At 61.0% G+C, this 26,126-nt stretch carries 23 protein-coding genes and 1 tRNA gene; 17 read left to right on the top strand and 7 right to left on the bottom strand.

All coding sequences use genetic code 11. From position 1 onward, the window contains the following. Positions 1–178: 178 nt before the first annotated feature. On the bottom strand, positions 179–1,456 hold the full coding sequence (locus H3L91_RS03110) for a LysM peptidoglycan-binding domain-containing protein (protein WP_040658712.1): 1,278 nt from the start codon (positions 1,454–1,456) through the stop codon (positions 179–181). 167 nt (positions 1,457–1,623) lie between these two features. Here H3L91_RS03110 and def point away from each other — a divergent pair, with 167 nt between their 5' ends. From def to H3L91_RS03075, 7 genes are all read left to right on the top strand, one after another. Then, complete coding sequence (gene def / locus H3L91_RS03105) at positions 1,624–2,127, top strand: peptide deformylase (protein WP_007342027.1); 504 nt, start codon at positions 1,624–1,626, stop codon at positions 2,125–2,127. Positions 2,128–2,269: 142 nt separating this feature from the next. Next, complete coding sequence (gene fmt / locus H3L91_RS03100; RefSeq protein ID WP_007342026.1) at positions 2,270–3,199, top strand: methionyl-tRNA formyltransferase; 930 nt, start codon at positions 2,270–2,272, stop codon at positions 3,197–3,199. Between the two features lie 63 nt (positions 3,200–3,262). Continuing rightward, on the top strand, positions 3,263–3,940 hold the full coding sequence (locus H3L91_RS03095; RefSeq protein ID WP_007342025.1) for an alpha/beta hydrolase: 678 nt from the start codon (positions 3,263–3,265) through the stop codon (positions 3,938–3,940). Positions 3,941–3,981: 41 nt separating this feature from the next. Then, a complete protein-coding gene (rsmB, locus tag H3L91_RS03090) occupies positions 3,982–5,244 on the top strand; it encodes a 16S rRNA (cytosine(967)-C(5))-methyltransferase RsmB (RefSeq protein ID WP_040658710.1) in 1,263 nt (420 codons plus the stop codon). Continuing rightward, positions 5,207–5,824 carry a DUF4390 domain-containing protein gene (locus tag H3L91_RS03085; RefSeq protein WP_007342023.1) on the top strand — a complete coding sequence of 206 codons (618 nt, stop codon included), beginning with the start codon at positions 5,207–5,209 and terminating at the stop codon, positions 5,822–5,824. Before rsmB ends, H3L91_RS03085 begins: the two co-directional genes overlap by 38 nt. 3 nt (positions 5,825–5,827) lie before the next feature. Continuing rightward, entirely contained in the window at positions 5,828–7,957 is a 2,130-nt protein-coding gene (locus H3L91_RS03080; RefSeq protein WP_007342022.1) for a sensor histidine kinase, read from the top strand. After that, on the top strand, positions 7,947–9,248 hold the full coding sequence (locus H3L91_RS03075) for a sigma-54-dependent transcriptional regulator (RefSeq protein WP_007342021.1): 1,302 nt from the start codon (positions 7,947–7,949) through the stop codon (positions 9,246–9,248). Before H3L91_RS03080 ends, H3L91_RS03075 begins: the two co-directional genes overlap by 11 nt. 535 nt (positions 9,249–9,783) lie before the next feature. On the opposite strand, the gene ilvC is transcribed toward H3L91_RS03075, so the two are convergent. From ilvC to H3L91_RS03050, 5 genes are all read right to left on the bottom strand, one after another. Beyond that, complete coding sequence (gene ilvC / locus H3L91_RS03070) at positions 9,784–10,797, bottom strand: ketol-acid reductoisomerase (RefSeq protein WP_007342019.1); 1,014 nt, start codon at positions 10,795–10,797, stop codon at positions 9,784–9,786. Between the two features lie 39 nt (positions 10,798–10,836). Then, positions 10,837–11,139, bottom strand: a complete 303-nt coding sequence (locus H3L91_RS03065) for a putative quinol monooxygenase (protein WP_007342018.1) — start codon at positions 11,137–11,139, stop codon at positions 10,837–10,839. An 86-nt stretch (positions 11,140–11,225) separates the two neighbouring features. After that, positions 11,226–11,717: an acetolactate synthase small subunit gene (ilvN, locus tag H3L91_RS03060; RefSeq protein ID WP_007342017.1), complete on the bottom strand. Its 492-nt coding sequence runs from the start codon at positions 11,715–11,717 to the stop codon at positions 11,226–11,228. After that, the gene (gene ilvB, locus H3L91_RS03055) at positions 11,714–13,489 is read right to left on the bottom strand and encodes a biosynthetic-type acetolactate synthase large subunit (protein ID WP_007342016.1); all 1,776 of its coding nucleotides are present in this window, start codon (positions 13,487–13,489) and stop codon (positions 11,714–11,716) included. The genes ilvN and ilvB overlap by 4 nt, the downstream gene beginning before the upstream one ends. 283 nt (positions 13,490–13,772) lie before the next feature. Further along, a tRNA-Arg gene (locus H3L91_RS03050) sits at positions 13,773–13,848 on the bottom strand. 220 nt (positions 13,849–14,068) lie between these two features. Between H3L91_RS03050 and H3L91_RS03045 the strand changes: the two genes are divergently transcribed. The 8 genes from H3L91_RS03045 (at position 14,069) to H3L91_RS03010 (ending at position 21,818) form a co-directional block, all read left to right on the top strand. Next, on the top strand, positions 14,069–14,941 hold the full coding sequence (locus H3L91_RS03045; protein WP_182109869.1) for a c-type cytochrome: 873 nt from the start codon (positions 14,069–14,071) through the stop codon (positions 14,939–14,941). A 375-nt stretch (positions 14,942–15,316) separates the two neighbouring features. Beyond that, a complete protein-coding gene (locus H3L91_RS03040; RefSeq protein WP_040658705.1) occupies positions 15,317–16,414 on the top strand; it encodes an anhydro-N-acetylmuramic acid kinase in 1,098 nt (365 codons plus the stop codon). A gap of 153 nt (positions 16,415–16,567) precedes the next feature. Then, positions 16,568–18,991 (top strand): DNA translocase FtsK, encoded by a 2,424-nt coding sequence (locus tag H3L91_RS03035; protein ID WP_007342012.1) that lies wholly within the window; start codon positions 16,568–16,570, stop codon positions 18,989–18,991. 142 nt (positions 18,992–19,133) lie between these two features. Beyond that, the gene (locus H3L91_RS03030; RefSeq protein WP_007342011.1) at positions 19,134–19,640 is read left to right on the top strand and encodes a hypothetical protein; all 507 of its coding nucleotides are present in this window, start codon (positions 19,134–19,136) and stop codon (positions 19,638–19,640) included. A gap of 22 nt (positions 19,641–19,662) precedes the next feature. After that, the gene (locus H3L91_RS03025; RefSeq protein WP_040658703.1) at positions 19,663–20,070 is read left to right on the top strand and encodes a hypothetical protein; all 408 of its coding nucleotides are present in this window, start codon (positions 19,663–19,665) and stop codon (positions 20,068–20,070) included. After that, complete coding sequence (locus tag H3L91_RS03020; RefSeq protein WP_154647182.1) at positions 20,040–20,363, top strand: hypothetical protein; 324 nt, start codon at positions 20,040–20,042, stop codon at positions 20,361–20,363. Before H3L91_RS03025 ends, H3L91_RS03020 begins: the two co-directional genes overlap by 31 nt. Before the next feature lie 52 nt (positions 20,364–20,415). Continuing rightward, complete coding sequence (gene hemH / locus H3L91_RS03015) at positions 20,416–21,432, top strand: ferrochelatase (RefSeq protein WP_007342009.1); 1,017 nt, start codon at positions 20,416–20,418, stop codon at positions 21,430–21,432. Between the two features lie 104 nt (positions 21,433–21,536). Further along, positions 21,537–21,818 carry a hypothetical protein gene (locus H3L91_RS03010; RefSeq protein WP_040658699.1) on the top strand — a complete coding sequence of 94 codons (282 nt, stop codon included), beginning with the start codon at positions 21,537–21,539 and terminating at the stop codon, positions 21,816–21,818. A 164-nt stretch (positions 21,819–21,982) separates the two neighbouring features. Here the strand turns inward: H3L91_RS03010 and aat are convergent, their stop codons facing one another. Further along, complete coding sequence (gene aat / locus H3L91_RS03005; RefSeq protein WP_040658697.1) at positions 21,983–22,726, bottom strand: leucyl/phenylalanyl-tRNA--protein transferase; 744 nt, start codon at positions 22,724–22,726, stop codon at positions 21,983–21,985. 315 nt (positions 22,727–23,041) lie between these two features. On the opposite strand from aat, the gene H3L91_RS03000 reads away from it, so the two are divergent. After that, positions 23,042–24,583, top strand: a complete 1,542-nt coding sequence (locus tag H3L91_RS03000) for a class I SAM-dependent DNA methyltransferase (RefSeq protein WP_182109906.1) — start codon at positions 23,042–23,044, stop codon at positions 24,581–24,583. After that, positions 24,573–26,027 (top strand): restriction endonuclease subunit S, encoded by a 1,455-nt coding sequence (locus H3L91_RS02995; RefSeq protein ID WP_007342005.1) that lies wholly within the window; start codon positions 24,573–24,575, stop codon positions 26,025–26,027. The genes H3L91_RS03000 and H3L91_RS02995 overlap by 11 nt, the downstream gene beginning before the upstream one ends. Positions 26,028–26,126 lie beyond the last annotated feature (99 nt).

Raw genomic sequence — 26,126 nt, 5'->3', positions numbered from 1 at the left:
CGCCTTCAAAAGACACAGGAAAGCCGGTTTTTGTACCGGAAAACACAAGTCGGCACGGCATCTTGAAACGCCCGATTTCCTCTGCGTCCGACGCTGCCGTACAGGCCGCCTGAAAAATAAAGAAAGGCCGTCTGAAAACTTTTCAGACGGCCTTTGTCAGCAGCAGCCGGGCATGTGTTTAGTATGCGCGGATGTTGCTCTTGATATTGGTGGTGTTGTTTTCGTCGTCGTGCGGGTCTTGCGGCACATTGGTTACATGCGGCATATCGTCGGACATATTGTCCAAATCGTGTCCCGGCTCGGACGCGGTGTCGCCCACGCTGATGCTGGTAGTACTTTCCAAAATGATGGCGGACGACAGGTTTTGACTGGTGCGGTAAACCATTGCCAAACCGACTTCTTCGGCCGGAATCGACAGGTATTTCACCACGCTGCGGCTGCCGTCTTTGCCTTTTTGCAGATCGGTTTTGATCTGGCGGCTGCGTTTGTACAGGCTTAGCACCGTGCCTTTGTCCAAGCCGTCGGCCTCGCCTTTGTTCAGCGTGATGGTTTGGAACTGGCCGGCTTCGCTGATGCCGTCGAAAATCGAAACCACGCGGGCATCGATATGCTGGCTGGGCGCATGGGGCATCATGTTGAAGCTGTCGCCGCTCTCGTCCATTTTCAGCAGGAAATCGCCTTTGCGGATTTCGGATACGGCCTCTTCCACCACCATCGGCTGCGCGGTTTCGGTGGGCACTTTCAGCAGAGGGTGCAGGCGGGTGTAGTACTCGTCGGCAGGCAGCGATTCCGCGTCGCTGCTGCTGCGTCCGTCCAGCGCGCTGTTGGTTGCCGGAAGCGTGGCCACTACGCCGCTGAACACCACTTCCTGACCGAGGTATTTCTTGGTTTGCGGGTCGATGATGTCTTTGCGGGCGCGGTAAACCAGATAGCGGCCGGGTTCGGTGATTTCATAGGCGTACACGCGGTCGCCTTTGGAATACATCATGCGGTCGTCCGGGCCGGCCACCAGCTTGGGCGCGTGCTGCGTCTGCTTTTGGTCGATGATTTGCGGATGCTGCATGAACATGCGGTAGAAATCGACGTTGACCGCCTGGATGCCGTAGCCGGAGCTGACTTCGCGCACGCGCGGATAAAGTTTGATGGTCGGGATGCCGCTGTCGCCCGCGCGGCGTTCCACCGAAAGGCGCGGTTTGCCGTTTACGTAGCGCAAAACCAACACCTGCCCCGGATAGATGCGGTCGGGATTGCGGATTTGGCTGCGGTTTGCGCCCCACAGGCGGCTCCACTGCCACGGGCGGTGCAGGTATTTGCCGGAAATCCCCCACAGGGTATCGCCCTGTTTCACCACATAACGATTCGGCGCGTCGGCGCGCACTTTCAGCGCGGCGGCGAACGCCGGGGCGGAAACAGCCAAGCCGGCTGCACAAAGCAGGGTTATAATACGTTTTTGCATGACACTCCCCATTGAAATTTATTCACACAGTCATCATTGAAAAGATACCGGCGGACACAGATAAAAACCGTCTTGCCGATTTATCGCACGATTTTACCACTCTTTACCGCAAACCACATAGCGTTAAAAACTATTCTGCATAAACACCCGACAACATCGAGACAAAAATGGCACTGCTGAACATCCTCCAATATCCCGACGAACGGCTGCACACCGTTGCCAAGCCCGTCGAAAAAATCGATGCGCGCATCAAAACCCTGATTGCCGACATGTTTGAAACCATGTACGAAGCGCGCGGCATCGGCCTGGCCGCCACACAGGTGGACGTGCACGAGCGCGTGGTAGTGATGGATTTGAGCGAAGAGCGCAACGAACCGCGCGTCTTCATCAACCCCGTCATCACGCACAAAAACGGCGAAACCACCTACGAAGAGGGCTGCCTGTCCGTACCCGGCATTTACGACACCGTAACCCGCGCCGAAACCGTAACCGTCGAAGCCCTAAACGAAAACGGCGAAAAATTCACCCTCGAAGCCGACGGCCTCTTGGCCATCTGCGTGCAGCACGAACTCGATCACCTGATGGGCATCGTGTTTGTCGAACGCCTCTCCCAGCTCAAACAAGGCCGCATCCGCACCAAACTGAAAAAACGCCAGCGGCAGAACATGTAAACGCCAACAGGCCGTCTGAAAACTCAGCCGAACCCTGTCGCGGCTTTTTCAGACGGCCTGTACACACCCGCCAACCCCGTTTTCAGACGGCCTGCAACAAATCAAACAGGCCGTCTGAAAGCATGATGGAGCAAGGAAAACCATGAAAGTGATTTTTGCCGGAACGCCCGATTTCGCCGCAGCCGCGCTCAAAGCCGTTGCCGCCGCAGGCTTCGAGATTCCGCTGGTACTCACCCAGCCCGACCGCCCCAAAGGACGCGGTATGCAGCTTCAAGCCTCACCCGTGAAACAGGCTGCGTTAGAGCTCGGCCTGCGTGTGGCGCAACCCGAAAAACTGCGCGGCAACGCCGACGCGCTCGCCCTGATTGAAAGCGCAGGCGCGGATGTGATGGTGGTGGCCGCCTACGGCCTGATTCTGCCGCAGCAGGTGCTGGACACCCCCCGCCACGGCTGCCTGAACATCCACGCCTCGCTGCTGCCCCGCTGGCGCGGCGCAGCCCCCATCCAGCGCGCCATCGAAGCGGGCGACCAAGAAACCGGCGTGTGCATCATGCAGATGGACGCGGGCTTGGACACCGGCGGCGTGGTCAGCGAACACCGTTACACCATTAAAAACAGCGACACCGCCAACGAAGTGCACGACGCATTGATGGAAATCGGCGCGGCCGCCATTGTTGCCGATTTGCAACAACTCCAACGAGAAGGCCGTCTGAAAACCGTAAAACAGCCCGAAAACGGCGTTACCTACGCGCAAAAACTCAGCAAAGAAGAAGCCCGCATCGACTGGAACGAACCCGCGCAAACCGTCGAGCGCAAAATCCGCGCCTTCAACCCCGTGCCCGCCGCATGGACGCAATACCAAGGCAAACCGCTGAAAATCTGGCGCGCCGGAGTTTCGCCGCAAAACGGCCGCCCCGGCCAAGTGCTTGCCTGCAATTCAGACGGCCTCACCGTCGCCTGCGGCGAAGGCGCGTTGACCATCACCGAGCTGCAAAGCGCGGGCGGCAAACGCATGGCCGCCGCCGCCTTCGCCGCAGGGCACAGCATCGCGGCGGGTGAAGTGCTGGGTTGAACAAAAGGCCGTCTGAAAACGGAAAATCCGATTTTCAGACGGCCTCCTGCAGGAAAAACCGCCATGAACCTTACCGACAGCTTTACCGCCGATGCCAAATCCGTCCGCGTGTACGCGCCCGAAAACGCTGCGTTCGACGCGCCTTTGGTGTTGACTTTTTTGCAGCCGCACGAAGCCGACGCAACCGCCGCGCTGCTTTCAGACGGCCTTGTTTTGGTTTCTGTCGACGAACCCGATTGGGAGTACGCCTTCACACCGTGGCCTGCGCCGCACGTGTTTAAAAAGGCGGCGGATTTCGGCGGCGGCGCGGCGGATTATCTGGCCTGGCTGGTAAAAATCCTGCCCGAAATCGAAGGCCGTCTGAACCTGCGCCCGCGCTGGCGCGGCATGGCGGGCTACTCGCTGGCCGGGCTGTTTGCCGCGTGGAGCGCGTACCAAACCAGCCCGTTTTCGCGCACCGCCTGCGTCTCCGGCTCGCTGTGGTTCGACGGCTGGCCGGAATTTGCGGCGGCAAACGAAATGCCCACGCCGCCGCAGCGCGCGTATTTTTCCATCGGCAGCGGCGAAAAAAACAGCCGCAACCCGCGCATGGCGGCGGTGGAAGACAATATGCGCCTCACCGAAAAACTGTGGCGCGGACGCGGCATTCAGACGGCCTTTGCCTTAAACGAAGGCGGCCATTTCGACCGGGTGGCGCAGCGCATGGCGGCGGCCGTCGGATGGCTGGCAGAGGCCGTCTGAAACCCGTTTTCGCACATCATTTATTTAGGAATCCCAAACCCATGAGCATGGCTCTCGCCCAAAAACTCGCCGCCCAATCCGTTGCCGCCGTGGCCGCAGGGCAAAACCTGCAAGATGTACTCGAGCGCATCCGCGCCGCGCATCCCGAACTTTCCGCGCAGGAAAACGGCACGTTGCAAGACATCGCCTACGGCTGCCAGCGTTATCTCGGCAGTTTGAAACACATGCTCTCGCACATGCTGAAAAAGCCGGTGGACAACCGCGAGCTCGAAAGCCTGCTGCTGGCCGCGCTCTACCAGCTCCATTACACGCGCAACGCGCCGCATGCGGTGGTAAACGAGGCCGTGGAAGCCATTGCCAAAATCGGGCGCGGGCAATACTGCTCGTTTGCCAACGCCATCCTGCGCCGTTTTCTGCGCGAGCGCGACAGGCTGGCGGCTTCGTACAAAAAAGACGACGTGGCCAAATACAACCTGCCGCGCTGGTGGCTCGACTATCTGCGCAACCACTATCCGAAACACTGGAACAACATCGTAACGGCATTCCAGCTCCACCCGCCCATGACCCTGCGCGTCAACCGCCGCCACGGCAACGCCGAAAGCTATCTGGCCGAACTCGCCGCAGCGGGCATCGCCGCCAAGGCTTTGGACGACTGCGCGGTAACGCTGGAAGCCGCCGTGCCGGTGCACAGCCTGCCCGGTTTTTCAGACGGCCTCGTGTCGGTGCAGGATTTCGGCGCACAGCAGGCGGCGTACATTCTGCAACCGCGAAACGGCGAGCGCATTCTCGACGCCTGCGCCGCGCCGGGCGGAAAAACGGGGCATATTTTGGAAACCGCCGACTGCGACATCACTGCGCTGGACATCGACAGAGGCCGTCTGAAAAGAGTGGAAGACAACCTGGCGCGCCTCGGTTTTCAGACGGCCTCCACGGTCTGCGCCGATGCGCGGGATTTGGCGGCATGGTATGATGGCAGGCCGTTTGACGCGGTGCTGGCCGACGTGCCCTGCACGGCCTCGGGCGTGGTGCGCCGCAATCCCGACATCAAATGGCTGCGCCGCCCGGGCGATGCGCTCAAAACCGCCCGTCAGCAGGAAAGCCTGCTCGACGCGCTGTGGACGGTGGTAAAGCCCGGCGGCAGAATGCTGTTTGCCACCTGCTCGCTGTTCACCGAAGAAAACGACCTCCAACTGCAAAACTTCCTGCGCCGCCACGCCGACGCCGCCTGCGCCGCGCCGCAAACCCTGCTGCCCACCCCGAAACAAGATGGCTTTTATTACGCGCTTATCCGAAAACAGCCTTAAACCGCTCCGCGTCCTGTTCGCGGCGGCCGCAATCGTTTTGCTGCTGTTGAAGCCGTCTCCCGCCGCCGCCGAAGGCATCGCCCCCACCCGCAGCACGGCGGTGCTCACCGCCACGGGGCAGCTCGATGTCAGCAGCCGCTTCCACACCGAGCTGCCCGACCCGCTCAAACAGGCTCTGAAACAGGGCGTGCCGCTGCATTTCACCCTCAGCTACCAGCTCTCCGCGCCCACCGTGGCCGCCTACAAATTCAAACTCGGCCAGCTTGTCGGCAGCGACAACAACGTCTCCTACAAACTCTCCTTCCACCCGCTCACCAACCGCTACCGCGTAACCGTCGGCACCTTTTCCACCGAATACGCCTCGCTCGACACCGCCCTGCGCGCCATCGGCGCGATTGCCGGCTGGCGCGTACTGCCCTCGGGCACGCTGGCCGACACCGAGCTGGCCGAAATCCGCGCCGAAATCCGCCTCTCCCTCAGCACCGTGCAGCTGCCCAAACCCTTCCAAATCAACGCCATCACAGCGAAAAACTGGCAGCTCGATTCCGGCTGGAAACCGCTTTCCGTCAGCAGGGGCTGAACCATGCACCGCCGCTACCTGTTCCTGCTCGCCCTGATTTGCGCCGCCATCGTGTACGCCCTCACCGTCGCCACCGGCAGCGACAGCTCGCTCTCGCAGTATTTCTGGGGCATCATCGCCGCCGCCGGCCTGATGGTGTCGGTGCTGCTGATACTGGTGCTGCGCTACGGCTGGCTGCTGCTGCGCCACAGCCAGCAAAACATGCTCGGCTCGCGCCTCGCCCGCCGCCTCGCCCTGATGTTCGCCCTCGTGGCCGTGCTGCCCGGCCTCTTCCTCGCCGGCGTGTCCGCCCAATTCATCTCGTACAGCATCAAATCCTGGTTCGGCAACGACACCGCCCAGGCACTCGAAAGCAGCCTCACCCTCAGCAAGTCCGCCCTCGACGCCGCCCTCGACCAAAGCGTGCGCCAGGCCGCCGTGGTGCAGATCCAAATCATCAGCGGCACGGCGATGGGCGGCAGCGCGGCCGACATCCTGCGTCGCAGCGGCGAAGCCGCCTCCTTCCCGCAAATCGGCATCTACCACCCGCAAAGCGGCCGCACCGAACTGGTGCGCAACGAAAACAAACTGCCCCTGCCGCAGCCGGAAAACGGCGTTGCCGCCGCCCTCGCCCAAACCGGCTCCGCCCGCGCCATCGTCAGCCTCAACGGCCGCCTCTACGCCCAAGGCTGGCTCGCCCTGCCCCCGCAGGCCGACGGCGGCGAACAGGCACTGTTTTTCAGACGGCCTGTGCCCGCCAACGTCGCCCGCGACGCCGAACTCATCGAAGCGGCCCGCAGCAAATACGCCGAACTCACCTACGCCAAACAGGGCCTGCAAACCTTCTTCCTCATCACCCTGCTGGCCGCCGCCCTGCTTTCCGTCATGCTCGCGCTGGTCATCGCCCTCTATTTTTCCCGCCGCTTCATCGAACCCATCCTCTCGCTCTCCGAAGGCGCGCAGGCCGTGGCCGAAGGCGACTTCACCCAACGCCGCCCCGTTTACCGCAACGACGAGCTCGGCCGCCTCACCCGCCTGTTCAACCACATGACCGAACAGCTCGCCATCGCCAGCGACGCGGAAAAACTCAACCGCCTCAAACAGGAAGCCGCCCGCCACTACCTCGAAACCGTGCTCGAAAGCCTCACCGCCGGCGTCATCACCTTCGACGAAAAAGGCCGTCTGAAAACCCTCAACCGCAGCGCGGAACACATCCTCGGCCTGCCCCTCTCCGAAATGGCCGGCAGCAGCTGGCACGACTGGCCGCAGGACGTGCCGCAATACGCCGAACTGGCCGCCCTCTTCCAAACCGTCTCCGCCCAAACCGGCCGCAGCATTCAGACGGCCTACACCCCCGAAGGCGGCAGCCCCCGCATCCTGCTGGCCAAAGCCGCCCCCCTGCCCGCCGACAACGGCGGCGGCCTCGTCCTCGTATTCGACGACATCACCCTCTCCGTGCGCGCCCAAAAAGAAGCCGCCTGGGGCGAAGTGGCCAAACGCCTCGCCCACGAAATCCGCAACCCCCTCACCCCCATCCGCCTCTCCGCCGAACGCCTGGCCTGGAAACTGCACGACAAACTCGACGGCGCAGACGCCCAAATCCTCACCCGCAGCACCGACACCATCGTCAAACAAGTCGAAGCCATGCAGGAAATGGTTGAAGCCTTCCGCAACTACGCCCGCGCCCCCGACCTCAAACCGCAAAAACAAGACCTCAACCGCCTGATAGAAGAAGTGCGCCTGCTCTACGAAGGCGGCGCGTGTACATTTGAAGCGCAGTTGAGTAAGATACCCGCCATGGCCGACGCCGACACCACCGCCATGCGCCAAGTTCTGCACAACCTCTTCAAAAACGCCGCCGAAGCGGCCGAAACCGCAGAACACCCGCGCGTGCTGGTGCGCACCGAACACCACGGCGGCGAAATCATCCTCACCGTCGCCAACAACGGCAAAAGTTTCAGCCCCGAAATGCTGCACAACGCATTCGAGCCCTACGTAACCGACAAACCGACCGGCACCGGCCTCGGCCTGCCCGTGGTCAAAAAAATCATCGAAGAGCATGGCGGCCGCATCGAAGCGGCCAACCCGCCCGAAGGCGGCGCGTGCATCACCATCACCCTACCCGCACTGGCAGAAAGCGAACATGAGAAGTAACGACATCCTGATTGTGGACGACGAAATCGGCATCCGCGACCTCCTCTCCGACATCCTGCAAGACGAAGGCTACACCGTCGCCCTTGCCGAAAACGCCGAAGAAGCCCGCCGCCTGCGCAACCGCACCCGCCCCGCCATGGTGCTGCTCGACATCTGGATGCCCGACTGCGACGGCATCACCCTCCTCAAAGAATGGGCCAAAAACGGCCAGCTCACCATGCCCGTCGTCATGATGAGCGGCCACGCCAGCATCGACACCGCCGTAGAAGCCACCAAAATCGGCGCGATGGACTTCCTTGAAAAACCCATCGCCCTCAAAAAACTCCTCGCTACCGTCGAACGCGCCCTCAAATACGGCGAAATGCAGACCGCCGCCGGCCCCTCCCTCGACCGCCTCGGCAACAGCCCCGCCGTCCAGGAAATGAACCGCCGCATCGAAACCGCCGTCCGCCAAAGCGGCTCCGTCCTCCTCTGCGGCGAAGCCGGCTCCCCCTTTGAAACTGTCGCCCGCTACTTCCACAAAGCCGGCACCCCTTGGGTTGTGCCCGAAAAAACCGAACACATCGTCGACACCCCCGCCGAACTGCTGCAAAAAGCCGCAGGCGGCGTCCTCTTCCTCCACGACATCGCCCAATACAGCAAAAACATCCAGCAAGGCATCCTCCTGCTCTTGGGCAAAGCCGACAAACAAAACGTCCGCATCATCTGCCCCAGCACCCTCCTCCCCGAAGAAATGCTCGAACACCCCGCCCACGACGGCCGCCTCGCCGCCCTCCTCTCCGGCCTGTGCATCCGCATCCCCCCCCTGCGCGCCCAAGCCGACGACATCCCCTTCCTCATCGCCCGCATCGCCGCCGAACTGTCTGAAACCCAGAAAATCCCCGTCGCCGCCTTCACCCCCGGCGCGCTCGCCCAACTGCGCCAGCACACCTGGCCGGGCAACTACGCCCAACTGCACGACACCGTGCGCGACCTCATCCTCGCCGCCGGACAAAACGAAATCGACGAAACCGCCGCCGCCGCCCTCCTCGGCCGCACCCGTGCGCAAACCCCCGACGACAACACCGCCGGCCTCGACTTCAACCTCCCCCTGCGCGAACTGCGCGAAGAACTCGAACGCCGCTACTTCGAGTACCACATCTCGCAGGAAGGCCAAAACATGAGCCGCGTCGCCCAAAAAGTCGGCTTGGAGCGCACCCACCTCTACCGCAAACTCAAACAACTCGGCATCCAGTTCTCCCGCCGCCAGGGCAAAAGCGACGCAGCCGACACCGAAAGCGAAGAAAACTGACACCCGCGCAGACAGAGAGGCCGTCTGAAAAACGTCAAAACGCTTTTTCAGAGATCGTAGGTCGGATACTTGTATCCGACATCCTGCGCGACCGGATGATTCTGTGGAAAACGTCGGATTCAAGAATCCGACCTACGACGCTGACCCGCCGCGCATACAAAAAGGCCGTCTGAAAACGAATTTTCAGACGGTCTCCATCGTTAGGTAGGGTGTGTGGCGCAGCCACGCACGCAGTTTTCGGAGTGCGGCGGAAACGCAAGAGCCTTTGGAAAACAGCGGCGGCGCGGACATTTGAGAAACAAGAGGCCGTCTGAAAAGCATATTCCGTTTTTTAGACAGCCTCCGCCGCTAAGGTAGGGTGTGTGGCGCAAGCCACGCACGCGGTCTATCCTATGCAACCAATCCTCACGCTTCCCGCAAACTCCGAAAACGCGTGCGTCGCCTTGGGGCGACACACCCTACCTTAACAGCAGAGGCCGTCTGGAAACCTTGCAACACGGTTTTCAGACGGCCTCTTTCTATTCAAAGCAGCGGTTTAGTTTTTATCCAAATCCACCAGTTTGTTTTTGGCAATCCACGGCATCATGCCGCGCAGTTTCGCTCCGACCTGCTCGATTTGGTGGTCGGCAGTCAGACGGCGGCGGGCGGTCATGCTCGGGTAGTTGCTTGCGCCTTCCTGGATGAACATTTTGGCGTATTCGCCGGTTTGGATGCGTTTGAGGGCGTTGCGCATGGCTTCGCGCGACTGGCTGTTGATCACTTCCACGCCGGTAACGTATTCGCCGTATTCGGCGTTGTTGGAGATGGAGTAGTTCATGTTGGCGATGCCGCCTTCGTAGATCAGGTCGACGATGAGCTTCATCTCGTGCAGGCACTCGAAATAGGCCATTTCGGGGGCGTAACCGGCTTCGACCAGCGTTTCAAAACCGGTTTTGATCAGCTCGACCACGCCGCCGCACAATACGGCCTGTTCGCCGAACAGGTCGGTTTCGGTTTCTTCGCGGAAGTTGGTTTCAATCACGCCGCCTTTGGTGCCGCCGTTGGCTGCGGCATAAGAGAGGGCGATGTCGCGGGCTTTGCCGGATTTGTCTTGGTAAACGGCAATCAGCGAGGGCACGCCGCCGCCTTTGAGGAACTCGCTGCGCACGGTGTGGCCGGGGCCTTTGGGGGCGATCATCACAACATCCAAGTCGGCGCGGGGTACGATTTGGTTGTAATGCACGTTGAAGCCGTGGGCAAATGCCAATACCGCGCCCTGTTTCAGGTTGGGCTCGATTTCGTTTTTGTACACGACGGGCTGGTTTTCGTCGGGCAGCAGAATCATCACCACGTCGGCTTTTTTGGTGGCGTCGGCAACCGGCAGCACTTCAAAACCGGCCGCTTCGGCTTTTTTCCAAGAACCGCCTTGGCGCAGGCCGACGACGACGTTTACGCCGGAGTCTTTCAGGTTGGCGGCGTGGGCGTGGCCTTGCGAGCCGTAGCCGATGATGGCGACGGTTTTGCCTTTGATCAGGGAGAGGTCGGCGTCTTTGTCGTAATAAACTTGCATTTTGTTTCCTTTATTGGGGATGGGGTTGGATAAACGGGTTCAGTTGCCGTTGTCGGACACGTCTTTCAGCAGCACGATGTCTACGGCTTGGGTTTTGCCGTCGATGGCTTTGAGGAAGTTTTGGAAATGCGCGCTGGCGTTGTGGCTGTCCACGGCGGCCCGGTCGCGCCAGTTTTCAAAGAAGACGAAGCGGTTTTCGTCGTTCAGGTCTTGGTGCAGGTCGTAGCGCAGGTTGCCCTCTTCGCTGCGGCTGGCGGACACCAGTGCGGTGAAGACGGCAAGCAGCTCGGCGCGGTGTTCGGGACGGACGGCGATGGTTGCCGCGATTTTGATGTTGCTCATGGATACGCTCCTTGTATCGGATGGTTGGAAAGCGGCGGGGCGGATGTTTTCAGACGGCCTCAACGCCTTTGAGGCCGTCTGAAAAATCAGATTTTCAAAATCCTCTCGCCGCGCCCGATGCCGGCCGCGCCGGTGCGCACGGTCTCGAGTATCAGGTGGCCTCCGGCGGCTTCGAGGAAGGAATCGAGTTTTTCCGTGGTGCCGGTTACTTCGACGGTGTAGCTTTTTTCGCTGACATCGACGATGTGGCCGCGATAGATTTCGGCAAGGCGCAGGATTTCGTCGCGGTCTTTGCCCAGCGCGCGCACTTTTACCAGCATCAGCTCGCGCTCGACAAAACGGCTTTCGTTCAAATCGACCACTTTCACCACTTCGATCAGTTTGTTGAGCTGCTTGGTGATTTGCTCGATGACCACGCCGCTGCCCTGGGTAACGATGGTCATGCGCGAGAGGGTGGGGTCTTCGGTGGCGGACACGGAGAGCGAGTCGATGTTGTAGCCGCGCGCGGAAAACAGGCCGACCACGCGGCTCATCGCGCCCGATTCGTTTTCCATCAGCACGGATAAGATGTGTCTCATGGCACGCTCCTTGTGTCGTAGTGTCTGTCGTGGACGTCGTTCACGTCGCTGTCGGCCTTGCGCTCGCGCATGTGCGGCGGCAGCACCATTTCGTCCAGACCCTTGCCGTTGCCCACCATGGGGAAGACGTTTTGTTTTTTGTCGGTGATGAAGTCCATGAACACAAAACGGTCTTTCAGGGCTAGGGCTTCGCGCAGCGCGCCTTCGACGTCGGCGGGCTTTTCTATCCTCATGCCGACATGGCCGTAGGCTTCGGCCAGCTTCACGAAATCGGGCAGCGAGGAGAAATAGGTTTCCGACTCGCGCTCGCCGTAATAAAGCTCCTGCCACTGGCGCACCATGCCCAGATAGCCGTTGTTCAGGCAGACGGTTTTGATCGGCAGGCGGTATTGGAAACAGGTAGACAATTCCTGGATGTTCATCTGGATCGAGCCTTCGCCGGTGATGCAGCACACGTCTTTTGACCGGTCGGCCAGATACGCGCCCATCGCATAGGGCAGGCCGACGCCCATCGTGCCCTGCCCGCCGGAATTGAGCCACTGGCGCGGGCGTTTGAACGGGTAAAACTGGGCGGCGAACATTTGGTGCTGGCCGACGTCGGAGGTGATGACGGCGTCGCCGCCGGTTACTTCGGCCAGCGTTTTCACCACCATCTGCGGCAGAATCACGTCGCTCTCGGGCAGCAGCAGGCAGTTGCGCGCGCGCCAGGATTCGATGTCCTGCCACCATTTTGCCAGCGCAGCTTCATTGGCCTGCAATTCCTGCTTGCGCCACAGGGCGGCCATCTCGCGCAGCACGTTTTTCACGTCGCCCACAATCGGCACGTCGGCGTGGACGCGCTTGGAAATGCTGGAAGGATCGATGTCGATATGGATGATTTTTTTCGGTTTCTCGAGAAACTTCGCCGGCACGGACACCACACGGTCGTCGAAACGCGCGCCCACGGCCAGCACCACGTCGGCATTCTGCATCGCCAGATTGGCTTCGTATGTGCCGTGCATGCCCAGCATGCCCAGATACTGCCTGTCGCCGGACGGATAGCCGCCCAAGCCCATCAGCGTCGCCGTGCAGGGCGCGCCGGTGAGGCGGACGAAATCGGCCAGCTCCTGCGCGGCGTTGCCCAGCACCACGCCGCCGCCGAAATACACCACGGGGCGTTTGGCCGCCGCCAGCATCTGCACCGCCTTTTTAATCTGCCCCGTGTGCCCGTTGAGCACCGGCTGGTAGGAGCGGATGAAAATGTCTTCCTGCGGATAGCTGAATTTGGCCATCGCCTGCGTAACGTCCTTGGCGATGTCGATCACCACCGGCCCCGGCCGCCCCGTGCGGGCGATTTGGAAGGCTTTTTTCACCGTAACGGTCAGATCGTTGATGTCGGTAACCAGGAAATTGTGCTTTACGCACGGGCGCGACACGCCCACCATGTCGATTTCCTGGAACGCGTCCGAGCCGATGGCGGGCGAGCCGACCTGGCCGGAAATCACCACCAGCGGAATCGAATCGGAATACGCCGTGGCGATGCCGGTGATGGCGTTGGTCGCGCCCGGGCCGGACGTAACCAGAGCCACGCCCACCTTGCCGCTGACGCGGGCATAGGCGTCGGCGGCGTGCACCGCAGCCTGCTCGTGGCGTACCAGAATGTGTTTGAACTTGTTTAATTGGAACAGCGCGTCGTAGATTTCCAACACCGCGCCGCCGGGATAGCCGAAAACGTATTCCACGTTTTCCGCTTTCAGACTCTGCACAAGGATTTGTGCACCTGATAATTGCATGACGGCCTCTTTTATTCTGCCTGCAAACCGATAACAAACCCGGGCTTCGCAATACAAGGGTAATGGCGGATTTCCGAACGGCGGTTTAGGGTACGCGAACGGATGACCGGCGACAGCTGGCGGGCTTCCAAATCGGATTGGAGCGCAAAGTGTTTAAAAAAGTAAAGGGCGCATAAGATAACGCAAACCCGCGCCGCAGGCAAGCACAGAATGCTCGCACGGCCGCGCGGACAGGAAAAAGGCCGTCTGAAAACAGGTTTTCAGACGGCCTTTTGAACGGATATGGCGCACCCGACTGGGATCGAACCAGCGACCTTCGGCTTCGGAAACCGACACTCTTCCAACTGAGCTACGGGTACGGAAGCCGCGCATTATCCCACAATTCCCGCGTTTGGCAAAATCCGCGCCCGCCTTTGCAACACACGGCCGTTTCCACAGTTTTTTTGAGGTAAGCCAAACTTTAAAGATTGGAAAGACATGGCCGATTCAGTATAATCCGCAAATTAATGTTAATTGATATTAACGCATAACAAATCCCCACCACAAACCACCACAACCAAAAACGGCGAGGCTTAAAACATGTACCAACCCTCCACCAGAAACGCCCGCGGTTCCGCCCTGTTCAACCTCATCGGCGGCATCGTCATCCTTTTGGCCACCCTCTTCTTTCTCGTCCGCCTGGCCACCAGCGGCTACCAGCCCGGCACAGTAGAACAATCCACCGCCGCCGCCGTCCAAACCCGCATCCAGCCCCAGGGCGCGATCACCGAAGGCGACGGCGTGCCCGTCGGCGAACGCAAAGGCGACAAAATCTTCGCCAAAGTCTGCATCCAGTGCCACGGTGCCGACAGCGCAACCCCCAACGCCCCGAAAATCACCCACAACGCCGACTGGGCGCCGCGCATCGCCCAGGGTCTGCAAACCCTGTTCGACCACGCCTGGAACGGCTTTAACGCCATGCCTGCCAAAGGCGGCCAGTCCGACCTGACCGAGCTCGAACTCAAACGCGCCATCGTCTACATGGCCAACCAGTCCGGCGGCAACTTCCCCGATCCCGACGCAGCCCCGGCCGCCGCACCCGCCTCCGGTGCATCCGAAGCCGCCGCTTCCGGCGCAGCCTCCGCCCCGGCCGAAGGCGCGAAAGACACCAAAGCCGACGCACCCGCCGCCGCCGGCGCGGACGTGATGGCCGAAGGCAAAAAAGTGTTCGACGGCCTGTGCTTCGGCTGCCACGCCGCCACCTCCGCCATCCCCGACACCCCGCGCATCACCCACAACGACGAATGGGCGCCGCGCATCAAAAAAGGCAAAGACACCCTGTTCAAACACGCCATCGAAGGCTTCACCGACAAAGGCATGATGCCCGCCAAAGGCGGCAACGAAGCCCTCTCCGACGACGAAGTCAAAGCGGCCGTTACCTACATGGTGAACTCCTCCGGCGGCAAATTCTAAACACCGCAACTAAGGTCGAAACAAAAAGGTATGCGTATGGCGCATACCTTTTTTCTGCTTAAAGGCCGTCTGAAAAAACAAAATCCGTTTTTGGCTGCGTCGAAACTTCGTTTTCAGACGGCCTCAAACCTTATCGGCAAGCCGCCTCCCCAAAACGCCCGTGGCCGACAAGGTAGGGTGTGTTGCCCCAAGGCGACGCACGCGTTCCCCGCCGCCCGACCAATCTGCGCCCTTCCCCAAAAAGCCAAACCGCGTGCGTGTCTTGCGCCACACACCCTACCCGAACGGCAAAAGCCGCCCCTCCCCAAGCCGCCAACCGCGCTACAATACGCGCCCGATTGTCCCGCCCCGCCGTGTTCAGACGGCCTCTCCTTTATGACCACCCAGCTCTACATCGGCATCATGTCCGGCACCAGCATGGACGGCGCGGATGCCGTACTCGTCCGCATGGACGGCAGCCGCTTCCTGTCCGCCGACGCGCACAGCTTCCTTCCCTACACAGGCCGCCTGAAAAACGACCTGCTCGCCTTGCAAAACAGCGGCACAGACGAAATCCACCGCAGCCGCCTGCTCGCACAGGAACTCTCCCGCCTCTACGCCCGCGTCGTGCAAAACCTGCTGTCCGAACAAAACCTCACCCCCGCCGCCATCACCGCCCTCGGCTGCCACGGCCAAACCGTGCGCCACGCCCCCGAACACGGATACAGCGTCCAACTCGCCGACCTGCCGCTTTTGGCCGAACTCACCGGCATCACCGCCGTCGGCGACTTCCGCAGCCGCGACATCGCCGCAGGCGGCCAGGGCGCGCCCCTCGTGCCCGCCTTCCACCAGGCCGTGTTTGCCGCGCCAGACGAAACCCGCGCCGTGCTCAACATCGGCGGCATTGCCAACATCAGCGTCCTGCCGCCCGACGCCCCCGCCTTCGGCTTCGACACCGGCCCGGGCAACATGCTTGCCGACGCATGGACACAGCGCATCTGGCAGCAGCCCTACGACCACAACGGCGAAAAGGCCGCGCAAGGCCGCATCCTGCCCGAACTGCTCAACCGCCTGCTCGACCACCCCTATTTCGCACAAACACCGCCCAAAAGCACCGGCCGCGAACTCTTCGCCCCCGCCTACCTGCTCGAACGCCTGAACGGCGGCGAAAACCCGCACGACGTACTGCGCACTCTGGCCGCCTTCACCGCGGAAACCGCCGCCGCCGACATCCGCCGCACCGCACCCGAAAGCCGCCGCCTCTACGTCTGCGGCGGCGGCGTGCGCAACCCCGTCATCATGGCCGAACTGGCCTGCCGCCTGCCGCACGCCGAAATCCAGTCCACCGCCGCCCTCGGCCTCGCTCCCCAGCAGGTCGAAGCCGCCGCCTTCGCCTGGCTGGCCGCCTGCTGGGTGCGCAAAATCCCGAGCAACCCCCCGCAGGCCACCGGCGCGCGCCAAGCCTGCATCCTCGGCTGCGGCTGCTATCCGTAAACCTTTGAGGCCGTCTGAAAAACCGTTTCGGCTGCGCCGAAGCCGCGCTTTCAGACGGCCTCCAACCACGCCTGCGGCGAAAATGCTCTATAATTCCGCGTTTTCCACGCCGCCTGTGCTTTTCAGACGGCCTCAATATCCTTCCCGTCCTTTATGAGCAGCAAACCCGAAACCCCGAAAAAACCGCGCAAAGCCGCCGAAAGCCGCACCGGCTCCGGCACGCGCCGGCGCAGCGCGTCCGTTAAAAAAATCGAAAGCAAAACCACGCCCAAACCCGGCAGCGTGGCCGGCAACGAGGCGGCGCGGCGGCGGGCGGAGCATTTGTCCAACCTCGTGCGCGACACGCTGTGGCTGTTCGCCCTCACGCTCACCGTTTACGCCGCCGTCGCGCTGGGCAGCTTCCAGATGGGCGATCCGGCCTGGTCGCGCAGCGTGCTCTCCGACGGCGAAACGCGCAATCTGGGCGGGCTGTTCGGCGCGTATTTCGCCGACGTGTCCTACTATCTTTTCGGCATTTCCTCGTGGTGGCTGGTGGCGGCGGCGGTGGTGTGGCTGTGGAAAAACTTCCGCCCGACGCGCTCGCCCGACGCGCGGCCGTACAGCCTGAAACTGGCCTCGGCGGGGCTGGCGGGACTGCTGCTGTGCAGTCCGGTGTTGGAATACGCGCTGTGGCAGCAGCAGCTGGGCGACGCGCTGCCGGTAGGCGCGGGCGGGCTGGCGGGCTTTCTGCTCGGCGGGCTTTCGGCCAAATTATTCGGCAGCAGCGGCAGTTTTGTGATTACGCTGGTGCTGGTTTTGCTGGCCTTTTCTTTCGTTGCGCAAGTGTCGTGGCTGGACATGCTGGAAAACCTGGGCGCGCGCATCGAGTGGCTGTGGGAAAAGGCCACGCGCCGCCGTTCAGCCTACATCAAGGGGCAGGACATGCCCGACGCGAAAACCACGCGCCGCATGGTGAAGGAGGCGGAAACCATTACCGCCGAGCCGGTGGCGCGCCCCGCCGCCGCCAGCAGCAACCGCAAGGCCGCGCGTCTTGAAGTAACCCCGCCGGTGCCGGTGCAGACGGCCTTGTTCGACCGCGAAGGCGAAGCCGTGCCGCCGCCGTCCGGCGAATACGTCAAACCCGCCCTCGGCCTTCTGGCCGCGCCCAAAAGCGAAGCCCTGCCCATCGACCCCGACAAGCTGGAACAGACTGCCGAGCGCATCGAAGGCAAGCTGGCGGAATTCGGCATCGACGTGCAGGTGGTGTCGGCCACCTCCGGCCCGGTCATCACCCGCTACGAGATCGAACCGGCGCAGGGAGTGAAGGGCAGCCAGATTGTCAGCCTTTCCAAAGACTTGGCGCGTTCGATGTCCTTGCAGTCGGTGCGCATCGTCGAAACCATCGCCGGACGCAACACCATGGGCATCGAGCTGCCCAACGACCGCCGTCAGGAAGTTACCCTGCGCGAAATCCTCGCCTCGCCGGTGTTCGCCGAAGCCAAATCGCTGCTTACCGTCGCGCTGGGCAAGGACATCGCCGGCGTGCCGGTGGTGGGCGACTTGGCCAAAATGCCGCACCTTCTGGTGGCGGGCATGACCGGCTCGGGCAAATCAGTGGGCGTGAACGGCATGATTATGTCCATGCTGTTCAAGGCCAAGCCCGACGAAGTGCGCTTCATCATGATCGACCCGAAAATGCTCGAGCTTTCCGTGTACGACGGCATCCCGCACCTGCTGTGCCCCGTGGTTACCGACATGCGCGAAGCGGGGCAGGCGCTGAACTGGTGCGTGGCCGAAATGGAAAAACGCTACCGCCTGCTCTCGCATCTGGGCGTGCGCAACCTCGCGGGTTACAACGAAAAAATCGCCGAAGCGGCAAGCGCGGAGAAAAAAATCCCCAACCCGTTCAGCCTCAACCCCGACGAACCCGAGCCGTTGGAAAAACTGCCGCTCATCGTTGTCGTCATCGACGAGCTGGCCGACCTGATGATGACCGAGCGCAAAGCCGTGGAGCAGCAAATCGCCCGCCTCGCGCAAAAGGCCCGCGCCGCCGGCATCCACCTCATCATCGCCACCCAACGCCCCAGCGTGGACGTGATCACCGGCCTGATCAAAGCCAACATCCCCACCCGCATGGCCTTCACCGTGCAGAGCAAAATCGACAGCCGCACCATCCTCGACCAAATGGGCGCGGAAGACCTGCTCAAATACGGCGACCTCTTGTTTTTGCAGCCGGGCAACGCCGAGCCCACCCGCTTGCAGGGCGCGTTTGTTTCCGACCACGAAGTGCACGAAGTCGTCTCCCACATCAAACGCCAGGCACCCGCCGACTACGTGGACGGCCTACTTTCGGGCGAAGCCGCGATGGAAACCGCCAACGCCGTCAACCCCAACATGGGCGCGGACGACCTGTTCGACCGCGCCGTGGCCTTCGTCATCGAAACGCGCAAAACCTCCATCTCCTCGCTGCAACGCCACCTCAAAATCGGCTACAACCGCGCCGCCAACATGATGGACGCGCTGGAAGAAGCCGGCGTCGTCTCCCCCGCCGACGTCGGCGGCGCGCGCAAAGTGCTGGCGAGGAAAGATGATTTGTAAACCCGCGTGCAGGCTTTTCAGACGGCCTCTGGCCTAAGGTAGGGTGTGTGGCGCAAGCCACGCACGCGTTCCAACCTTTTCAGACGGCCTCACCCCGCACAGAGGCCGTCTGAAAAAACCGCATTACGGAAAACAACACAATATGAACCCCCCCAAAGCCTGCGCCCCGCACCTCGCCACACTGGTTTGCGCCGCCCTTGCCGTCCTCTTCTTCAACCAGAAAATGTTCGGCTTCATGCTCTTCCTCTTCCTGCCGCTGCTCGCCGTCGTCCGCGCCGCCGCATGGTGGAAAGCGCGCAAACACCCGCAGACACGGCGGCTGGAAAACTTCCGCATCCTCATTTGGTCGGCCGCCGCCGCGTTTATGATCGGCACCAACATTTATTACGTCCGCGCCGCCCGCAGCGACATGGCCGCCATCGCCGCCGCCGTCGAACACTACCGAACCGCCAACGGCCGCCTGCCCGACACCCTCGAAGCCGCCGGCCTGCATATTGCCGACAGCTTTGAAGTCCGCTACAACTACTGGAAAGACCTCAAAAAACACAGCCTCCTTTACAAAGACCCCCTGCTGCCCTTCGAGTATTACAGCTACGATTTCGACCGCCGCCGCTGGCTGTGCGACAACGGCGAACCCGTAACCGACTAAGCGCAAACAAAGGAAACCGCCCATGAAAAAAGCCCTCCCCGCCCTCCTGCTGACCGCCGCCCTCACCGCCCAAGCCGCACCCGACCCCGCCGCCGCGCGCGCCCGTTTCGTCGACCTTACCGACCTCGCTCAACTCGCCGGCAGCCTGCACAAAGAAGCCCAAGCCTGCGGTATCTCGAAAAAAGACGACCCCTTCTACGCCCCCGGCGGCAAACTGCACACCGCCCTTTTGCGCGGCCTCAAACAGTCCGCCGCCGCCGCCGGCCTCAAACTCAGCGACCAAAAAATCGCCGAAACCGCAGCCGCCGCCTACGCCAAAGGCCGCGCCCAACAAGAAAAACTGTTTACCGCCGAAGGCTGCACCCCCGAAGCCAAACAAAAAATCAAACAAACCCAACAATGGCTGCTGCAAACCGCCGCGCAGAAATAGCCCCCTTTTTCAGACGGCCTCACAGGTCGTCTGAAAAAACCGCAAACCCGTTCACCAAACCCGACACCATGCCCAAACGCCCCGCCGTCCTCCTCGCCCTCCTCCTTGCCGCCTGCGGCGCAGCCCCCGCCGACAACGAACCGGGCGCGTCCGAAATCCGCGACCAGGAAGCCGCCACCCCCCTCAAAGACCCCGACAAAGACTACACCGCCCCCGCCGACGCCCCCGACGAAACCGCCTCCGCCGCCTCCGACGCAGAAGATACCGCCTCCGAGCAAACCGCCTCCCAATAAACAGGCCGTCTGAAACAGACCCGCCGCAGCAACACAGCGAAAAGGAAAACCCGTGAAAAAACGCTATCAGGCCGAACCCGCCCTCCCCGCCGCCGCCCCCCGCAAAACCGGCATCCTCCTCCTCAACCTCGGCACCCCCGCCGCCCCCACCGCCCAAGCCGTCCGCCCCTACCTGCGCCAATTCCTCTCCGACCCCCGCGTCATCGAATTGCCCGAAATCCTCTGGCAGCCCCTTCTGCGCGGCCTCATCCTCCCCCTGCGCGCCAAAAAAAGCGCGGCGCACTACAAAAAAATCTGGTTCAAAGAAGGCTCCCCCCTGCTCATATACAGCCAACGCCAGGCCAAAGCCCTCGCCGAACGCCTGCCCGACACCGCCCTCGTGCGCTGCGCCATGACCTACGGCCTGCCCGACATCGCCTACACCCTCGCCGAACTCAAAGCCCAAGGCGCGGACAAAATCCTCGCCATCCCCCTCTTCCCCCAATACGCCGCATCCAGCAGCGGCGCGGCACTCGACACCCTCTGGCGCGCCCTGCTCCACACCCGCAGCCAGCCCGCAATACGCACCGTCCGCAGCTTCCACAACCACCCCGGCTACATCGAAGCCCTGCGCGCCCAAGTGTCCGCCTACTGGCAGCAGCACGGCAAAGGCAAACACCTGCTCATGAGCTTCCACGGCATCCCCCAATTCCACGCCGACGCCGGCGACCCCTACCCCCAAGAATGCCGCGAAACCGCCCGCCTGCTCGCCGCCGCCCTCAGCCTGCGCGAAGACCAATACACCGCCGCCTTCCAAAGCCGCTTCGGCGGCGGCAAATGGCTCGAACCCGCCACCGAAGACCTCCTCAAAAGCCTGCCCAAAAACGGCACCGACGAACTCGACGTCATCTGCCCCGCCTTCGTCTCCGACTGCCTCGAAACCCTCGAAGAAATCGCCCTCGACGGCCGCGAAACCTTCCACCAGGCCGGCGGCAAAACCTACCGCTACATCCCCTGCCTCAACGACAACCCCCTCTGGATCGACACCCTCGCCGACATCGTCTGCCACGAAACCGCCGGCTGGCTGTAAACCCGAAAGGCCGTCTGAAAGCGCAGCTTCTGCGCAGCCAAAACCCGTTTTCAGAAACGTCATCCCCGCGCAGGCGGGGACGGCCTCAAAAGCACAAACACCCCATGAAACGCCTCCTCCCCGCCCTCCTCTACACCGCCGCCCTGCTCCTCACCGCCTACGCCGCCTGGTGCAGCAGCCGCGCCCTCGCCCTGGCCGACTTCAAAACCATGACCGGCAACCACGCCGCCGCCGAAATCTGGCTCTACCGCCGCATGTACGCCATCCTCGCCGCCTGGGCATCCGGCATCGCCGCCTCCGCCCTCCTCCCCCGCCGCCCCTTTGAAAAAGCCGCCGCCGCCATCGTCTTCTTCTGCATCTACGGCGTCATCGCCGCCTTCGTCTGAACACCAAAAAGGCCGTCTGAAAGTTTGCAGGTCGGGCATTCATGCCCGACCGAACAATACCGGCCAATTCAAAAACGTCGGGCATAAATGCCCGACCTACTGGGAATTCGGGCTTTTCAGACGGCCTCATCTTCCCTTCCCGCCCAAACGGCCGAAACCCGTTTTCAGACGGCCTCAACCATCCCCGCGCACCCCGTATCCGCCACCATCCTTCCGATTTCCCGCCAGAGCGGCTCTTCGTTCAAATCCCGCAAGGCCGTCTGAAAATCCGCGAAGCCCACCGTGTGCGAACCGAAGCGGCGCAAATGTTCCGTGTCCTGCTGGCAGTCGATCAGCGCGACGCCGCAGCCCGCCAGATACGGCACGGCGCAGGCAAACGCAATTTTCGACGCGTCCGGCGCGTCGGCAAACATCGACTCCCCGTAAAACACCCGCCCGATCTGCACCCCGTAAAAGCCGCCCGCCAGCCGCAAACGCCCGCCCGCATCGGGCAGCCAGCACTCAAACGAATGCGCATGCCCCAGCGCGTGCAGCCGAGCATAGGCCGTCTGAAATTCCGGCGCAATCCACGTCCCCTCCTGCCCCGGCCGCGCCTTGCCCGCGCAGGCGGCGATAACCCGCGCAAAACAGCGGTTCGCCGTAACCCGGTACGCCCGATTGCGCAGCGTCTTGGCCAGCGACCGCCCCACATGCAGATTCTGCGGCAGCAGCACCGCCCTGGGCGACACCGCAAACCAGTAAAACAACCCGCCCTCGGCAAACCACGGAAATACCCCCGCGCGGTAGGCCGCCAGCAGCCGCCCCGCATCCAAATCCCCGCTCACCCCCACCAGCACGTCCGTTTCGCGCGGCGCGAAAACAGGGTCGGGAAAACGGTAGTCGTGCGGCGGCAGAAAAGGAACAGACATGGCGGCATCCCCGGCAAAAAGCGCGATTGTAAAACAAAACCCCGTCCGCCGTTCGTCTGCTAAAATCGCCGCCAATCCCAACCCTATGCCTTTATTTTCTTATTTAACTATTTGAAATAAAAAGGATTTGTAGTATAATGCCAACAGCCAACAGCCAACAGCCAACAGCCAACAGCCAACAGCCAACAGCCAACAGCCAACAGCCAACAGCCAACAGCCAACAGCCAACAGCCCGATTTAGCCGCTGAAACGCAAACCTTCCTCCACAGCCTCGAAGACACCCTCTGGAAAGCCGCCGACAAGCTCCGCTCCGAGCTGGACGCCGCCAACTACAAACACATCGTCCTCGGCCTGATTTTCCTCAAATACATCTCCGACACCTTCGCCGCCCAGCAGCGCAAAATCCTTGCCGACCTGCAAAACCCCGAAAACCCCCTCTATCTCGATCCCGCGCTTTACGAAAGCCCCGAAGACTACCAAGCCGCCCTCGAAGCCGAACTCGAAGAGCGCGACTACTACACCCAAGACAACGTCTTCTGGGTGCCCCGTCCCGCCCGCTGGCACGAAATCGCCGCTGCCGCCCTGCTTGAAAACGGCGCGGAACTGCCCTGGGGCGGCCGCTTCAACAGCGTGCCCGCACTCATCGACAACGCCTTCGACGCCGTAGAAAAAGACAACCCCCGCCTCAAAGGCGTGCTCGAACGCATCAGCGGCTACGGCGTGCGCGGCGACACCCTCATCGGCCTCATCCAGCTTTTCAGCCAAAACACCTTCCAAAGCCACGGCACACTCACCGCCAAAGACATCCTCGGCCACGTCTACGAATACTTCCTCGGCCGCTTCGCCCTGGCCGAAGGCAAACGCGGCGGCCAATACTTCACCCCCAAAGCCATCGTCTCCCTCATCGTCGCCCTGCTCGAACCCTACCAAGGCCGCGTGTACGACCCCGCCATGGGCAGCGGCGGCTTCTTCATCCAAACCGAACGCTTCATCCGCGCCCACCAAGGCAATACCGGCAACATCTCCATCTACGGCCAGGAAAAAAACCGCACCACCTGGAAACTCGCCGCCATGAACATGGCCATCCACGGCCTCGAATACAACTTCGGCAAAGGCAACGCCGACACCTTCACCGCTCCCCAGCACCTCGACCAAAAAATGGACTTCGTCATGGCCAACCCCCCGTTCAACGCCTCCGACTGGTGGAGCGAAGAACTCGCCGGCGACCCCCGCTGGCAATACGGCACCCCGCCCGAAGGCAACGCCAACTACGCCTGGCTGCAACACATGCTCCACCACCTCGCCCCCGCCGGCCGCATGGCCTTATTGCTCGCCAACGGCTCCATGAGCAGCCAAAGCAGCGGCGAAGGCGACATCCGCCGCGCCCTCATCCAAGCCGATTTAGTGGAAGCCATGATTGCCCTGCCCGGCCAGCTCTTCACCAACACCCAAATCCCCGCCTGCATCTGGATACTGCACAAAGCCAAACCGCAAAAAGGCCAAACCCTCTTTATCGACGCCCGCAACATGGGCTACCTGAAAGACCGCGCCCAACGCGACCTCGCCCCCGCCGACATCGAACGCATCGCCGACACCTACCACCGCTGGCAAAAAGCCGACCGCTACCAAAACCAGCCCGCCTACTGCCACGCCGCCACAACAGAAGAAATCGCCCGCAACGACTATGTTTTAACGCCCGGCCGCTACGTCGGCACAGTGGAAGCCGAAGCAGACAGCGAACCCTTCGTCGAAAAAATGGCACGGCTGACCAAACAGCTCAACGAACAATTCGCGCAGGGCGCGGAACTGGAAGCACAGATTAAAAAGAACTTGGAGGAGTTGGGTTATGGCTTTTGATATTAGGAATACAGGATTTAAATTACCCAGCGGATGGCAATTTATAAGGTTAGGCGATATTGCCAAAATTAATGGTAAAACGCTTACAAAAAAATCTGCCCTGACTGACATCAGGTACATAGATATTTCTTCAACTTCCACGGGTAAATTTGAAGAACCTACACTGATAAAAATAGAGGATGCACCATCAAGAGCCAAACGCACCCTGACTAATAATGACATAATTATTTCAACGGTTCGTCCAAACCTCAAACAGTTTGCTTTCATTGAAGAAGCAGGTTCTAACCTGATTGCATCAACAGGATTTTGTGTCATTAGTGCAGATAGTGAAAAACTGGCTTGGTATTTATATGCTCTAATAACCTCAGATATATTCACGGCGCATTTAGTAGCTGTTGCGGATGGTGCTGCATATCCTGCTTTTAATCCTATTGAAATTGAGGATGCGGTTATTGCATTACCGCCAGAGAACTATTTAGATGTAATCGTAGATGTTACGCGAGCTATCCACAAGAAAATCCACCTCAACACCCAAACCAACCAAACTCTCGAACAAACAGCCCAAGCCCTCTACAAAAGCTGGTTTGTCGATTTCGAGCCGACACGCGCCAAAGCCGCCGTGCTGGCGGCGGGCGGCAGCCAAGAAGAAGCCGAAACCGCCGCCATGTCCGCCCTCAGCGGCCACCCCCCCGCCGCCCTTGCCGCCCTTGCCCGACAAAACCCCGCCCGCCACCAACAACTCGCCACCCTGGCCGCCGCCTTCCCCTCCGCCCTCGTTTCCATAGACAGCTACGGCGAAGTGCCGGCGGGGTGGGAGGTGAAAAAAGTGGGCGATATTGCCAAAGTCATCAAAGGAAAATCCTATAAAAGCAGTGAATTAGAATCCTCAAAAACAGCTTTGGTAACGCTTAAATCCTTTAATCGTGGCGGCGGTTACCGTTTGGATGGATTGAAAGAATACACAGGAACTTATAAACCAGAGCAGGAAGTTTTTGCGGGTGATTTAATTATTGCTTATACCGACGTAACACAGGCAGCAGATGTTATTGGAAAACCTGCAATGGTTATGTCGGATAACCGCTATGAACATTTGATTATTTCTTTGGATGTTGGTGTAGTCAGGCCAAATAACAGCGTTTACAAATATTTCCTTTACTGCATGGCAATGACTGTTGCTTTTCAGGCTCATACCCAGTCTTTTTGCACTGGAACAACTGTTCTTCATCTTGGTAAAGATGCCGTCCCTAGTTTTGAAATTGCTGTTCCCAACGAATTTTTGTTGAAAAAGTTTGCTGAAATTTCTGAATCGATATTTGCCAAAATAAACGAAAATATTAAACAAAGCGTAAGGTTACAAAATGTCCGAGACACCCTCCTGCCCAAACTCCTAAACGGCGAACTGCCCGCCGACACATCTTTTCAGACGGCCTCAGAGGCCGTCTGAAAACCGCCAAACCGAGCCGTAGGTCGGATTCTCGAATCCGACGTTTCCCCGCAGGGGAAAAACACCCCTTGATGCCGCCCGTGCATTTGTCGGATACAA

Origin of the sequence: Neisseria bacilliformis, assembly GCF_014055025.1 — a bacterium.
Lineage (GTDB): Bacteria > Pseudomonadota > Gammaproteobacteria > Burkholderiales > Neisseriaceae > Neisseria > Neisseria bacilliformis.
The sequence above is the reverse complement of the archived record's forward strand: the minus strand, read 5'-3'. Positions and strand labels throughout refer to the sequence as shown.